Annotated in this window: 12 protein-coding genes; 3 read left to right on the forward strand and 9 right to left on the reverse strand. The window is 64.9% G+C overall.

From position 1 onward, the window contains the following. Window position 1: 1 nt before the first annotated feature. The 5 genes from TSB10GB4_RS02190 to TSB10GB4_RS02210 all read right to left on the reverse strand — a co-directional run bounded on the left by TSB10GB4_RS02190 (window position 2) and on the right by TSB10GB4_RS02210 (window position 5,348). Window positions 2–1,816 carry a sugar ABC transporter ATP-binding protein gene (locus TSB10GB4_RS02190; protein ID WP_186394379.1) on the reverse strand — a complete coding sequence of 605 codons (1,815 nt, stop codon included), beginning with the start codon at window positions 1,814–1,816 and terminating at the stop codon, window positions 2–4. 66 nt (window positions 1,817–1,882) lie between these two features. Further along, window positions 1,883–3,055 carry an ABC transporter substrate-binding protein gene (locus TSB10GB4_RS02195; protein WP_208984354.1) on the reverse strand — a complete coding sequence of 391 codons (1,173 nt, stop codon included), beginning with the start codon at window positions 3,053–3,055 and terminating at the stop codon, window positions 1,883–1,885. 39 nt (window positions 3,056–3,094) lie between these two features. Further along, complete coding sequence (gene attM, locus TSB10GB4_RS02200) at window positions 3,095–3,877, reverse strand: N-acyl homoserine lactonase AttM (protein ID WP_186386803.1); 783 nt, start codon at window positions 3,875–3,877, stop codon at window positions 3,095–3,097. Between the two features lie 196 nt (window positions 3,878–4,073). Continuing rightward, a complete protein-coding gene (locus TSB10GB4_RS02205) occupies window positions 4,074–4,922 on the reverse strand; it encodes an alpha/beta fold hydrolase (RefSeq protein ID WP_186394380.1) in 849 nt (282 codons plus the stop codon). A 36-nt stretch (window positions 4,923–4,958) separates the two neighbouring features. Then, complete coding sequence (locus tag TSB10GB4_RS02210) at window positions 4,959–5,348, reverse strand: hypothetical protein (RefSeq protein ID WP_186386786.1); 390 nt, start codon at window positions 5,346–5,348, stop codon at window positions 4,959–4,961. Between the two features lie 234 nt (window positions 5,349–5,582). On the opposite strand from TSB10GB4_RS02210, the gene TSB10GB4_RS02215 reads away from it, so the two are divergent. Then, entirely contained in the window at window positions 5,583–6,407 is an 825-nt protein-coding gene (locus TSB10GB4_RS02215; protein ID WP_186394381.1) for an IclR family transcriptional regulator, read from the forward strand. 194 nt (window positions 6,408–6,601) lie between these two features. Here the strand turns inward: TSB10GB4_RS02215 and TSB10GB4_RS02220 are convergent, their stop codons facing one another. Both TSB10GB4_RS02220 and TSB10GB4_RS02225 read right to left on the reverse strand, forming a co-directional pair. After that, on the reverse strand, window positions 6,602–7,204 hold the full coding sequence (locus TSB10GB4_RS02220) for a restriction endonuclease (RefSeq protein WP_186394382.1): 603 nt from the start codon (window positions 7,202–7,204) through the stop codon (window positions 6,602–6,604). Then, the gene (locus tag TSB10GB4_RS02225; protein WP_208984356.1) at window positions 7,204–7,431 is read right to left on the reverse strand and encodes a helix-turn-helix transcriptional regulator; all 228 of its coding nucleotides are present in this window, start codon (window positions 7,429–7,431) and stop codon (window positions 7,204–7,206) included. The genes TSB10GB4_RS02220 and TSB10GB4_RS02225 overlap by 1 nt, the downstream gene beginning before the upstream one ends. Before the next feature lie 140 nt (window positions 7,432–7,571). On the opposite strand from TSB10GB4_RS02225, the gene TSB10GB4_RS02230 reads away from it, so the two are divergent. Next, window positions 7,572–8,507, forward strand: coding sequence for a site-specific DNA-methyltransferase (locus TSB10GB4_RS02230; RefSeq protein WP_244296420.1), 936 nt, complete (start codon window positions 7,572–7,574; stop codon window positions 8,505–8,507). A gap of 89 nt (window positions 8,508–8,596) precedes the next feature. On the opposite strand, the gene TSB10GB4_RS02235 is transcribed toward TSB10GB4_RS02230, so the two are convergent. Next, window positions 8,597–9,496 carry a LysR family transcriptional regulator gene (locus TSB10GB4_RS02235; RefSeq protein WP_186394384.1) on the reverse strand — a complete coding sequence of 300 codons (900 nt, stop codon included), beginning with the start codon at window positions 9,494–9,496 and terminating at the stop codon, window positions 8,597–8,599. A 253-nt stretch (window positions 9,497–9,749) separates the two neighbouring features. Here TSB10GB4_RS02235 and TSB10GB4_RS02240 point away from each other — a divergent pair, with 253 nt between their 5' ends. Next, window positions 9,750–11,258 (forward strand): aldehyde dehydrogenase family protein, encoded by a 1,509-nt coding sequence (locus TSB10GB4_RS02240; RefSeq protein WP_186394385.1) that lies wholly within the window; start codon window positions 9,750–9,752, stop codon window positions 11,256–11,258. A 91-nt stretch (window positions 11,259–11,349) separates the two neighbouring features. Here the strand turns inward: TSB10GB4_RS02240 and TSB10GB4_RS02245 are convergent, their stop codons facing one another. After that, window positions 11,350–12,237 carry a LysR substrate-binding domain-containing protein gene (locus TSB10GB4_RS02245; protein WP_186394386.1) on the reverse strand — a complete coding sequence of 296 codons (888 nt, stop codon included), beginning with the start codon at window positions 12,235–12,237 and terminating at the stop codon, window positions 11,350–11,352. Between the last annotated feature and the right edge of the window lie 54 nt (window positions 12,238–12,291).

The following is a 12,291-nucleotide window of genomic DNA, read 5'->3' on the forward strand; positions in this document are numbered from 1 at the left end:
CTCACCGCTGGCCTCCACGGGTCTGGCGACCTTCGGTATCGAACTCGACGATCTTGATACGGCGCGCCGGGGGCGTTGCTGCGGGGGAGGGCGTCCGGTGAGCCGCCTGCGGCACGCGGTCTTCCGCCGGCGGGCGGGGCTGGGGCGGGGCGGCGCGAAGGTGGTCAGGGATGTCGACGCGGACCCGCACGCCGTCGCCGGTCGCGGGCGTTTCCGCCGCTTCGCCGGCAACCGGCTTCAGCCCCCAGGGGGCGTTGAGCCCGCGTCCGTCGGTCTGGCCGAACATCGCCTCGAGCACGAGATTGGCGCGCAGGCCGCGCCCGTCAAACGCATCGAACGGCGCACCGTCGCGGAAGACGATCACTCGCGTAGCGAAGCCGAGGAACTCCTCGATCTCGGACGAGAGATAGACGACGGAGCGCCCCTCGGCCGCGAAGCGATGCAGGTGCTTGTAGAGTTCGTTCTTGGCGCCGACATCGATGCCGCGCGCCGGGTCGTTCAGCACGATGATGTCGGGACGCATGGCGAAGCCGCGCCCGATCAGCACCTTCTGCTGGTTGCCGCCCGACAGCGAGGTGATGCGGTCTTCCTTGACCCCGAACTTGATCAGCAGGTTGTCGGCCTCGCGCCGGAACGTGGTGTTCAGGGTTTCCCAGTCGATGATGCCGAGGACGCCGGCGCGCTTCTTCTCCCGGTAGAGAGGCATCACCATGTTCTCGAAGATCGACAGCGACGCGAAGATGCCTTCGCGCTTGCGGTCGCCGGAGACGTAGGCAATGCGTCCTTTGACAGCTTCGGCAAGGGCGCGCACCGGATGCCAGTGTCCGTGCCGATCCTGCACCTCGACGCTGCCGTAAGGGGCGGGCTGGACGCCCGCCAGCGCCCGCACGAAGGCGTCCTGCCCCTGTCCGTCCAATCCCGCGATGCCGACGATCTCGCCCCGGCGCAGGTCGAAGTCGAAGCTGCGGCTGGTCGGCCATAGTTTGAGGGCGGCGGCGCGCAGGGCCCGTTCCGGCGTCGCCGGCCGGGCCGGCTCCTGCGTCATGTGCCCGGTTCCAGGGTCCTCGCCGGTCATCAGCGACAGAAGATTGCGCTCGGTGATATCGGCGCGCTCGAGCACGCCGACGTCGCGGCCGTCGCGCATGACCGTGGCACGGTCCGAGATGCGGACCAGTTCGGCGATGCGGTGGGTCACGATCAGCACCGTGGTGCCGGCGTCGCGCAGGGCGCGCATCTTGGAAAACAGCCGTTCGGTGGAATCGAAGTCGAGCGCCGCCGAGCTCTCGTCGAGGATCAGGATGCGCGGATCCGACAGAAGCGCGCGTGCGATCGTGAGCCACTGTTTCAGGGATAGGGGCAGGGTGCCGGCGAGGGCGTGCGGATCGACCGGTTCCCCCGAAAGCTCTTCCATCAACTGGGCGGCGCGAGCGACTTTCTGCGCCTGGCCCAGGGTCTTGGTGAAGAGCGTGTCTGCGCCCATGAAGATGTTGTCGACGACGCTGGCCTCGTCGGCGACGAGCACCTCCTGATAGACGGTGGAGATGCCGAGTGCGCGGCTTTCGGCCGGGGTGGACGGGCTTTCGCCAAGGATCGATACAGTGCCGCCGTCCACCGGAAGGATGCCGGAAACAACCTTTGCCAGCGTGCTCTTGCCGCAGCCGTTGCCGCCGACGACGGCATGGATCTCTCCGGCCCGGGCGGAGAAGTTGACGCCGTCGAGCGCGCGGGTCGGCCCGAAATACTTGCGAACGTTCCGAACCGCGATGGTCTCGCGGCCGGGCTTCGCTGTTGCGGCGGGGGGAGCGGCGTCGGCCATGGGGTTCCGGCGGTCAGGTGGAAAGGGGGGCCGCACGGTGTGCGGCCCCGCGGTTTCAGATCCGGTTCACGGCTTGTAGGCGCGCGGATCGGCCGGACGCAGGAAGAAGTCGTCCAGATAGGCGGGGTCCTGGCCCCAGCGGCTCGCTCCGACGGCCAGCCAGTCCGGGCTGTCCTCGTTGCAGTCTTCGCCCATCACCTCGGCGAGATCCTGGTGGGTGATCTTGACCGGATCGACGAGCACCGACTGCACCTTCGGACCCTGGCCCTGCAGCGTGCGCATCATGATGTTCCAGATCAGTTGGATCTCGTCGGCCGGCGGCCAGACCTGATAGGCCGCGGTGATGTAGTCGGGGTTCTTGCGCCAGTAGCAGAGCGCGCCCAGCTCGCCGCCGATCGCGACGGGGATGTTGCCCCGGCCCGACTGCTGCACGGCGCGCAGCACGCCCATCTCGGCGGCCGACTGGACGACGATCGCGTCAAGCTGGCCGGGATTGGTCGCAAGCCAGCGCTGGACCTCGCCCTGGGCGACCTGATCGGTCCACATGCCCGCGACCTGGCCGGCCACGCGAATGTCGGGCGAGCTTGCCAGTCCGGCAAGGACGCCGCGATGCTGGCTGTCGGATCCGGAGGTGCCGGGAATGCCCTCGACCACCAGGACGTTGCCCTTGCCGCCGAGCTGCTCGACCACTTCCCGGGCGATCTCATAGCCCGCCACCTGGTAGTTGACCGAGGAATTGACCGAGTATTCCGAGGTCAGGTAGCCGGTCATCGAGAACACCGGGACACCGCGGTCGGCGGCATACTTGACGGTGGCATTGAGCGCGGTCGGGTTCGAGCAGCACACGATGATCGCATCGACGCCCTGGTCGACCAACTGGCGCATCTGCTGGATCTGCGTCGCGTCGTTCAGGTTGGACTGGGTGACGACGACCTCGGACACAAGCCCCAGCGACTGCCATTCGGGAATGATGGTGTTCTGCAACTCGTCCATGGCGGCGGCGCGCCAGGTGTTGCCGGCATAGGACGAGGCATAACCGATCTTCCACGGCGGCGGGTTCTTCGCCTTGAACTCGCGCCAGGCGCTGGGCCCGACCGGCTGCATCGGGTCGAGCATGTCCTTGTTGTAGAGACGCTCGACGACAGCGGGGTTGAGTTCGTCGAGGCCTTCCGCCAGGGCCGGGCTGATCGCAACGGCCAGCAGGGCTGCGGTCAGGCCGAGGTATCTTTTCAGCGTCATGCTATTTCCTCCTCAGTTGCCCTCTCTCGGGGCGTGGCTTCAGTCGTAGAAGTCGTGCGGCGCCTTGCGGAACGCGGCCCAGCCGTCGGGGTCGTGGCCGGTGACGACCATCGCGCCGGTGTCCTTCGCGATCCGGCGCAGCTTGGCGACGGAGTTGGCGGCATCGGCGGCGGAGTGAACCAGTCCCGGCAGCGCCCGGTCCTCCCAGTGGTCCTGGGTGTAGGCGGCATCGATGGTCAGCAGCACCGGTCCGGTCTGGGGGAGGGTGACCAGGAACGACATGTGTCCGGGAGAATGGCCGGGCGTGAAGATCATCCGCACCGTGCCGTCGCCGAACAGGTCGTAATTGTCGGTGTAGTCGCCGCCGAGAAACTTCCAGTCGAGGCCCGGCCGGTCGAAATCCGAGCGGATATAGGCGCCCTGGGAGAACCAGTGGGGGCGGAAGGCATAGTCGTATTCCGCCCTCTGCACGACATAGGTGGCCTTCGGGAAGCGGCCGATGGCGCCGGTGTGGTCGAGATGCAGGTGCGACTGCAGGACGTAGCGCACCGTATGCGGCGCCACATCCACCATCTTGAGCTGCTCGATGCAGTTCTCGGACAGGCCCATGACCGGGTCATAGGCATCCACCACCTTGCCCCAGTGTCCGCGCTTGTCGACGGCGACCTCGGCGGCATTGCCGCCATCGATCACCACGTTGCCCTTGGGGTGGCGGATCAGGAACCACGGCACGGGGATCTCGAAGTCCTCCTCGCCCTGGTTCATCTTGATGTATTTGAGCTTGGTGCGCAGCGTGCCGGTCTGGAACATGTGCAGCTCCATCCCCGAGGACTTGCGCCGCCGCGCCGGCGTTGCGGCCGGTGCCGGCGTCGGCGCGAAGACCGGGCGGGGGGCAAGCGCCGAGCCGTCCGCGCGGCTCCTGCCGCCGGCGCCATCCGCTTCGACCTCGACCCGCAGGCCCTTATCGTCGAACTCCACGATCTTCATCGGGCGATCACTCCTCCGGCGGCGGCGCGGCTCATGTCCGCTCCTCGATGATGCGCAGCGCTTCCCTCAGGTAGACGGCGAACAGCGGATAGTTTTCGGACATCGGGAAATGGCCGATGTCCTCCATCTCGATGTAGATGCCGCCGGGGATCTGGCGGGCGGTGTTCTCGGTTGCTTCGGGGGGCGTCAGATAGTCGTAGGTACCCGTCATCATGATCACCGGGCAGCGCCGGGTATCGATGTTGCCGAGATGGCCGCGCAGGTCGTGGTCGATCGAGTAGAAATAGAGATCGCCCCGGAACACCTCGGAGCCTTGCGTGTAGTAGTGCCAGGTCAGCCAGCGGTCCTGGTCGGGGGACTGCGGCGCCATCAGATCCCACACGCCGGAGGCGCAAACCTGAGCGGCGTTGGCGTGGGGATGCCGCCACCAGTCGAGGAAGAAGCCGGGGGCATGCTCCGCCGCCTCGACCGGGATCACGGCGCGGAAGCGGTCCGGATGGTGCAGGGCGAGCTGAAGGGCAAGGTTGCCGCCGAAGGAAGAGCCCATGAAGATCGGGTTCTTCAGCTCCAGCGCGTCGCAGAACGCGACGACGAACTTCATGTAGTGATCGGCGGTGAGGAGGTACTCCTCCTTCCACCATTCGCGATTGTGCGGCGGGTCGGACTTGCCGTGCCGGGCCAGATCATAGGCGATCACGTCGTAGTCCCGGGTGATCGCCTCGTCCTCCAGCAGGCCGCGCCACTGATGATTGTGGCAGCCGGCCGTATGCTGGCACACCAGGGGCTGTCCCTGGCCGTTGCGCAGGTAGAACACCTTGTATTCATAGCCGTCGACGTCGATGGTCACATAGCGACCGATGACCGGCGAGTGCTTGGCCATACCGGAGTCCTTCAGGTCTGGGATTGAAACGCGGGGTCAGACGGGAACGCCGACCTTGCGCAGGAGCTCGAACTGGACGGTGAAGTTCCGCAGGTTCTGCATCATCACGAGGGTGTTGCCCTCGATCTTCAAGTCGCGGCGGAAACTTGCTGCCCAGATGCCGTGATACATCGGCTCGGGAACCGGGCGGGCGAACTCGCGCCAGGTCGCAGGACTTGCGCGCAGGGCGAAGTCGTAGGCATCCAGCGGCCGGGGATCGGTGTTGATGCGATAGACCTTGCCGTCGATCATTTCGACGATGACCTTCGCCGTGCCCATGTCCCACATGTAGGTGCACGTGAAATACTTGGCCATCGCGCCGATGGTGGCGTCACGATCCGAAGCCTCGCTGAAGCGCACGGCCCAGTCGCGCAGGCTCATCACCATTGCTGTTCCTCCCCGGAGGCGGCGCCAGGAGTGCCGCCCAATCCACCCTCAAGAAGAACTGCGTTCTCCTTGGCGATTTCGGTTCAATATGCTGAACTCTTTTCTGTGGACTGAACGTTAGTCATCATGCTAGACGCATGTCAAGGACAAAACGCGGATATATTGCCTGAATTGACAAGCTGGGCGGGGGGCGTAGAACACTCGCGAAGATTGCAGCGGGCACAGGAGGAATGGATGGCGACGGATGGGCTGAAGCCGCGGCTGGTGCCTGCGCTGGAGCGGGGCATACGGATTCTCGATTTCGTGACTCACGCCAGAAATCCCCCCTCGCTCACCGAGATCGCCCGGGAACTCGAGATCGCCAAGAGCTCCGCGCATACGCTGTGCCACACGCTCACGGAGCTGGGACTGCTGATCCGCAGGCCGGATCAGACCTTCCGCGTCGGCCCGCATGTGATGCGCTGGGCCAACGCCTTCGTTCAGCAGTCCGATGTCGCCGCCGAGTTCGCCACACTGTGGGACGAAGAGACCGAACTGCCGGGTGCGACCATTACCCTGACCGTGCTGGAAGGGGGCGAGGTCGTGTATATCGCGGCGCGGAATTCGGCCATTTCCCACTCCCTCATCGAGTTTCGCGCCGGCATGCGCCTGCCAGCCTGTTTCACCGCGACCGGCAAGGCCTTCCTCAGCCATATGAGCGAGTTCGAGGTCCGGAGATTGTATCCCGACGGGCTTCCGGAGCCCCGCACGCCCTACAGCGTAAAGGACATCGAGACCCTACTGTCGGAACTCGCGCTGGTGCGGCAGAACGGCTTTTCCGTCGACGACCAGCAGGTGGCCGAAGGGATCATCTGCTTTGGTGCGTCCGTCCTCGATTCGCGCAACCGGCCGATGGCAGGTGTCGCTGTCAGCCTGCCGGTCGACCGGCTGGAGGACACCAGCCAGGATTGCATCATTGCCAGTGTCCAGCGGATCGCCACGCGCCTGTCGCACCGCATGGGAGCGAACATCGGGCTGCACCAGACGACGGATGTCGTCCCTGCAACCGTGAGCGGGTAAGCCGCCTTCCTTCCAGGCAGAGCTGAGTATGGCGGTGCGTCTTTCCAGTGCCTTGGTTGGCTTGCGGCATGCCGATCGGTCGCGATGCTGAAGGCTCCGCGCGTGAGGAGGCCGGTGGGATATCGCGATTTCCGGTTCGGTGCTCTCAAGGGGGAAACTGCGGCATCCTGAACGGTCAGGAGGGAATGGCGGAATCACGGCTCTTTCTGCAATGCAATGAGATCAGCTTGAGCTTTTTTCTTGGCCGCCCTGCGATCCGCCGACGCCTTCGTTTTTGCGCGTCGGATCGCGGCTGCCGTCGTCAGATCCAACTCGCGTTGGTCCGTGTAGAGAAGTGTGCCTTCCTGCATGACGAAACTGCGCGGAATTTTCGGATTGTTGATATCCTTTTCCGATCTGAGCCATTTCTCCTCCCATGCAGAGAAGTATGTCTCGAGTTTGGCCGGCTCCAGCGAGTATGCTCTTCGCATTTCTATGCCTTCGTAGATCGCGAAGATCCACTTAACCTCTCGGTATTTTTTGATAATCGGGATGTTGACATGATGGTTGGTCGAGAAACTGTCCGTCAGCCAGATGTTGACGCTTTTCAATTCGTACTCGAATCCTTCGGCATCGACAGCATCATTGCCCTCTCGCCCGGGAATTCCCTGCAGGTTGAGAGCAAGCAGCATTTGCAGAATTTTCCCGCCGTTGTCTTGAAAGATGTCGTCGATGCCGTGTTCCACGGCAAGTGCCTGGAATTCGCGAACGGCCGGCATAAGTGTTTCGAGCCGCTCCCAGTCCGGATGAGGTGGCATCAACTCTCCTTCAAAAGATCTGCGGGGGAGACGCCAAGGGCTTTTGCGATCTTCTCCAGGTTATCTAGCCCAACATTTCGCTCGCATCGCTCTATTCCACCGAGATAATTTCGGTGAATGCCAGCAACGCCAGCCAGCTTTTCCTGGCTGATCTCCAGTTCTTGCCGAAGGCGCTTCAGGTTTGTTGCAAGCGTCACTCTGGCTGATATGGTGTGCGAGTCGGTCACGTCTTCGAGATTGACCTGTGACCACTATGAGTCTACACACTATGAGTGTGATTTTGAGACGAGGCCTGTTGCAGATGCTTGAAACCCCCGTTGCGTATAAGACCGCTCTTGGGGCGGCGTATTGCGGGGATTCGCGAGAGTTGCTCAAGCAGCTTCCGGACGACAGCGTCGATCTAGTGATGACGTCTCCCCCTTTCGCGTTGCAGCGCCAGAAGGCCTATGGGAACAAGGGACAAGCGGAGTATCTCGACTGGCTTGCGGAGTTTGCCAGCCTCGTTCACGCCAAGCTGAAGCCCACAGGCAGCATGGTGATGGACATCGGAGGGGCATACCAGAAAGGCATTCCGACCCGGAGCCTGCATCATCTGCGGCTGCCTATTCGCTTCTGTGACGAAATCGGCTTTTTCCTTGCCGAGGACTTCTACTGGCACAATCCGGCGAAGCTGCCTTCGCCCATCGAATGGGTGAACAAGCGGAAGATTCGGGCAAAGGACTCCGTCAATAACCTCTGGTGGTTTTCCAAAACCGAGTGGCCGAAGGCCGACATTTCGAAGGTCCTGGTGCCGTATTCGGACAGGATGCTCAAGCTCATGGAGGATCCGGCTAAGTTCTACAAACCCGGAACCCGTCCGTCTGGACATGGAATTGGGAAGGGTTTCGCGAAGAACAACGGTGGTGCGATCCCGTCGAATTTGTTGCAGATCTCCAACACGGAATCCAACGGCGTGTATGTGTCGGGATGCAAGCTGGTCGAGACGCCCCCACATCCTGCGCGGTTCCCGGCGAAGCTACCGGAGTTCTTCATAAGGTTCCTGACCGATCCGGCAGATGTCGTCCTCGATATCTTCGCTGGGTCGAACACCACGGGTCAGGTGGCCGAGGCGGAAGAGCGCCGCTGGCTCGCGTTCGAGGAACGCCTCGATTATCTGGCGGCCAGTGTGTTTCGGTTTCTTCCAAAGGACGCCAAGCCTGACGTGGTGCGGGAGGCGTTTGCTGCCATCGCAGCCGGGGCCTCGGTCGATCTCACGAGCTATGGTTCTCAATCCAAGTCGATTTTCGGCGACGCCGCGGAATAGTCCGGGTCCGATCGCTGACATGGCCAGTGACGGGGAAGCCAACATGCGCGCTCGCGCTCGACGGGCTTGCACGGGCACGACCGATAAGGCTAGCGCTTGCGGACCTGCGCGCAGGCCCAGTTCGCGAAGGCTTGGGCCAACTGGCCGCGCGGGCTCTGATCGGGCATCGCGATGTAATAGGCGGCAGAGGAGACGAGGGCCGGGGCATCCAGCATCAGCAACTCGCCGGTGGCCAGTTCGGTCTCGATCAGATAGTCGGGCAGCAGCGCCACGCCGAGCCCCGCCTGCGCCGCGGCAATGGTGGTGGCAAAGCTGTCGAAGCGCGGCCCGCGCAGGCTGAAATCCCGTTCAAACCCTGCCTGGGTCAGCCAGTCCTGCCATTGCAGCGGGCGACCGGCATTCTGCAACAGCGGCAGGCGTGCCAACACCGTCTCGACCGGCTCGGCCGGGTCTGGCAGGAGCTGCGGCGCGCAGACGGCGACGACCTGCTCGCTGCACAGATAACGGCACTCGCCCTGCGGCCAGACCGGGTCGCCGAAGTGAAAGGCCAGGTCGCAATGCTCCCGCTCCAGCGGAAAGGGAGCGTCATAGGTGATGACGTCGATCTGCAAGCCCGGATGGTCGGCACAGAAGCGGGGCAGGCGCGGCACCAGCCAGCGGCCGGCAAAGGTCGGCAGCGTGGCGATGCGCAGCACCTCGGGGCTGTCGCCGGTGTGCAAGGCGCGCATCATCATCGTCCGGCTGTCCTGCAAGAGCCGCGCCGCCTCGCGCTGGAATTGCAATCCCGCCGGCGTCAGCACGACCTGCCGGCGCACCCGGTTGAACAGCGCGACGCCCAGTTGCGCCTCGAGATCCTGGACATGGCGCGAGATCGAGCTCTGCGTCAGGTGCAATTCCTCGGCCGCGCGGGTAAAGTTCAGGTGTCGTGCCGCGCTGTCGAACGACTGCAGCATGATCATGTCGGGTATCAGTCGGCGGCGAAGATCCATGCGCATCCTGCATCAACTCATGAGATATTAGCACGATTCAATCGATGATCCATGCTTTATGCAGATGCAAGAGGCGATCACCCGCTCAAGGAGCTGACGTGGCGCAGAACGGCTCGACCGGATCCGCTCGACCGGAACGGGCCCGACGCGTGAGGCCGGTGACCGGACCTGGACAACGCCGCCGCGCCGCCGACAGGGCCTGAAAACCGATACATGACCGCCGATAGCTGAACGTCGACAAGGGAACATTCCGATGACCAAGCTGACCGCCGCCACCGCCGAGATCTTTTCCCGGCTTAGCCTCTCGCCCGACCTGCTGACCGGCGGCGATCTGGCCACCTTCTCGCCGCTGACGGGCGAGCAGGTCGCGGCCATCGCGACCCATGACCTCGCCACGACCGATCGCATCATCGCCGACGCGCACAAGGCCTTTCTGGACTGGCGCGGCGTTCCTGCTCCGCGGCGGGGCGAATTGGTGCGCCTGCTGGGTGAGGAACTGCGGGCCAGCAAGAGCGACCTGGGCCGGCTGGTCTCGATCGAGGCGGGCAAGAGCACCTCGGAAGGGCTGGGCGAAGTCCAGGAGATGATCGACATCTGCGACTTCGCCGTCGGCCTGTCGCGCCAGCTCTACGGCCTGACCATCGCCACCGAGCGTCCCGGCCACCGGATGATGGAGACCTGGCATCCGCTGGGCGTGGTCGGCATCATCTCGGCGTTCAATTTCCCGGTCGCGGTCTGGTCGTGGAACGCGGCGCTGGCGCTGGTCTGCGGCAACAGCGTGGTCTGGAAGCCCTCGGAGAAGACGCCGCTGACCGCGCTCGCCTGCCAGGCGATCCTGGACCGCGCGCTGGCGCGCTTTGGCGATGCGCCCGCGAACCTGTCGCAGGTGCTGATCGGCGGCCCGCAGATCGGCGCGGCGCTGGTCGAGGACACGCGCGTGCCGGTGATCTCGGCCACCGGCTCGACCCGCATGGGGCGGATCGTCGGTCCCAAGGTCGCGGCGCGCTTCGGCCGGGCGATCCTGGAACTGGGCGGCAACAATGCGGGCATCGTCACGCCGTCCGCCGATCTGGACATGGCGCTGCGCGCGGTTGCCTTCGGCGCCATGGGCACGGCGGGCCAGCGCTGCACGACGATGCGGCGGCTGTTCGTGCATGACAGTGTCTACGATCAGATCGTGCCGAAACTGATCAAGGTCTATGGCCAGGTCAGCGTCGGCAATCCGCTGGAGACCGATGCGCTGGTCGGCCCGCTGATCGACAAGGCCGCCTTCGATGCCATGCAGTCGGCGCTGGATGCTGCCCGCGCGGCCGGCGGTACCGTCCATGGCGGCGAGCGCGTCACCGTCGGCCAGGACGGCTATTACGCCCGCCCGGCGCTGGTCGAGATGCCCAGCCAGACCGGCCCGGTGTTGGAGGAGACCTTCGCGCCGATCCTGTATGTGATGCGCTACCAGGACCTGACCGACGCCATCGCCCAGCACAATGCAGTGGGCGCGGGCCTGTCGTCCTCGATCTTCACGCTGGATATGCGCGAGATGGAGATGTTCCTGTCGTCCGCCGGCTCGGATTGCGGCATCGCCAACGTGAACATCGGCACCTCGGGCGCCGAGATCGGCGGCGCCTTCGGCGGCGAGAAGGAGACCGGCGGCGGCCGTGAAAGCGGTTCGGACGCGTGGAAGGGCTACATGCGCCGCGCGACCAACACGATCAACTACTCCACCGCGCTGCCGCTGGCCCAGGGCGTCAAGTTCGACATCTGAGGCGAGGCAAGACCCCGCGATGCAGGCCGCCGCCGGGCTCCCGCCCAGTGGCGGCCGTGTTGTGTTTCCCCCGGCGCGAGACTGCCGGGGATCAGGGCTCGCGCAGCTCCTCAAGCAGCGCGATCAGATCCGCCAGGGCGGGCGAGGGCGGGCGCGCCTCGGGCCAGACCAGCGCATAGCGGCCCTGCGTGGGGGCATAGCGATCGAAGGCCGGCACCAGCCGGCCACGATGGAACTCGGCCTCGGCCATGGGGCGGGGCAACAGGGCCAGTCCAAAGCCCAGCACCGCCGCCTCGGCCAGGGTGGCGAACTGGTCGAACAGCATGCCCCGCAGGCGCGAGGCCTCGGTTCCTTGGGCCTGGAACCACTCCTCCCAGGCGCCGGGGCGGCCTTCCAGATGCAGAAGCGGCAGCGCCAGCAGCGCCTGCGGATCGTCGATGCGATCCGGGAGCAGGGCCGGGGCACAGCAGGGGATGACCTCTTCGCCGGCAAGATCCAGCCAGCACATGCCCGGCCAGTCGCGCAGCCCGAAGTGGATCGCCGCGTCGAAGCGCTCCTGCGCGAAGTCGAAAGGCGTCAAGCGCGTGCCGAGATTGATCGAGATGTCGGGATGGCGCGCGGCATAGATGCGCAGCCGCGGCGCCAGCCAGGACATGCCGAAGGCCGGGCGGATGGCAAGGTTCAGGCTGATCCGCGTCCCGGCGGCACGGATGCGCAAGCTGGCGTCGGCCAGATCCTGCAGGCAGTTCCGCGCGGATTGGGCATAGTCGCGGCCACTGTCGGTCAGCCGGACGCCGCGCCCTTCGCGGCGCAGCAGTTCGACGCCAAGCTGCTCTTCCAGTACGGTCAACTGACGGCTGACGGCGGAGTGGGTCAGCGCCAGATCCTGCGCCGCTGCCGTCACCGACCCCAGCCGGTCCACCGCTTCCAGCGCCAGCAGCGAGGGGATCGAGGGCAGGAACCGACGCGGCGCGATCATGTGAGTTTTCCTTGAGTATCGGTGACGAAATCGCGCTTTTTTAGCAGGTTTCGC

This window comes from Stappia sp. TSB10GB4, assembly GCF_900185745.1.
In the GTDB taxonomy this organism is placed as follows: domain Bacteria; phylum Pseudomonadota; class Alphaproteobacteria; order Rhizobiales; family Stappiaceae; genus Stappia.

Coding starts and splice junctions, on each gene's coding strand:
- TSB10GB4_RS02190 (WP_186394379.1), bottom strand. CDS start 1,816: ATGGCCGACGCCGCTCCCCCCGCCGCAACAGCGAAGCCCGGCCGCGAG.
- TSB10GB4_RS02215 (WP_186394381.1), top strand. CDS start 5,583: ATGGCGACGGATGGGCTGAAGCCGCGGCTGGTGCCTGCGCTGGAGCGG.
- TSB10GB4_RS02240 (WP_186394385.1), top strand. CDS start 9,750: ATGACCAAGCTGACCGCCGCCACCGCCGAGATCTTTTCCCGGCTTAGC.
- TSB10GB4_RS02220 (WP_186394382.1), bottom strand. CDS start 7,204: ATGCCACCTCATCCGGACTGGGAGCGGCTCGAAACACTTATGCCGGCC.
- TSB10GB4_RS02205 (WP_186394380.1), bottom strand. CDS start 4,922: ATGGCCAAGCACTCGCCGGTCATCGGTCGCTATGTGACCATCGACGTC.
- TSB10GB4_RS02195 (WP_208984354.1), bottom strand. CDS start 3,055: ATGACGCTGAAAAGATACCTCGGCCTGACCGCAGCCCTGCTGGCCGTT.
- attM (WP_186386803.1), bottom strand. CDS start 3,877: ATGGAGCTGCACATGTTCCAGACCGGCACGCTGCGCACCAAGCTCAAA.
- TSB10GB4_RS02245 (WP_186394386.1), bottom strand. CDS start 12,237: ATGATCGCGCCGCGTCGGTTCCTGCCCTCGATCCCCTCGCTGCTGGCG.
- TSB10GB4_RS02210 (WP_186386786.1), bottom strand. CDS start 5,348: ATGGTGATGAGCCTGCGCGACTGGGCCGTGCGCTTCAGCGAGGCTTCG.
- TSB10GB4_RS02235 (WP_186394384.1), bottom strand. CDS start 9,496: ATGGATCTTCGCCGCCGACTGATACCCGACATGATCATGCTGCAGTCG.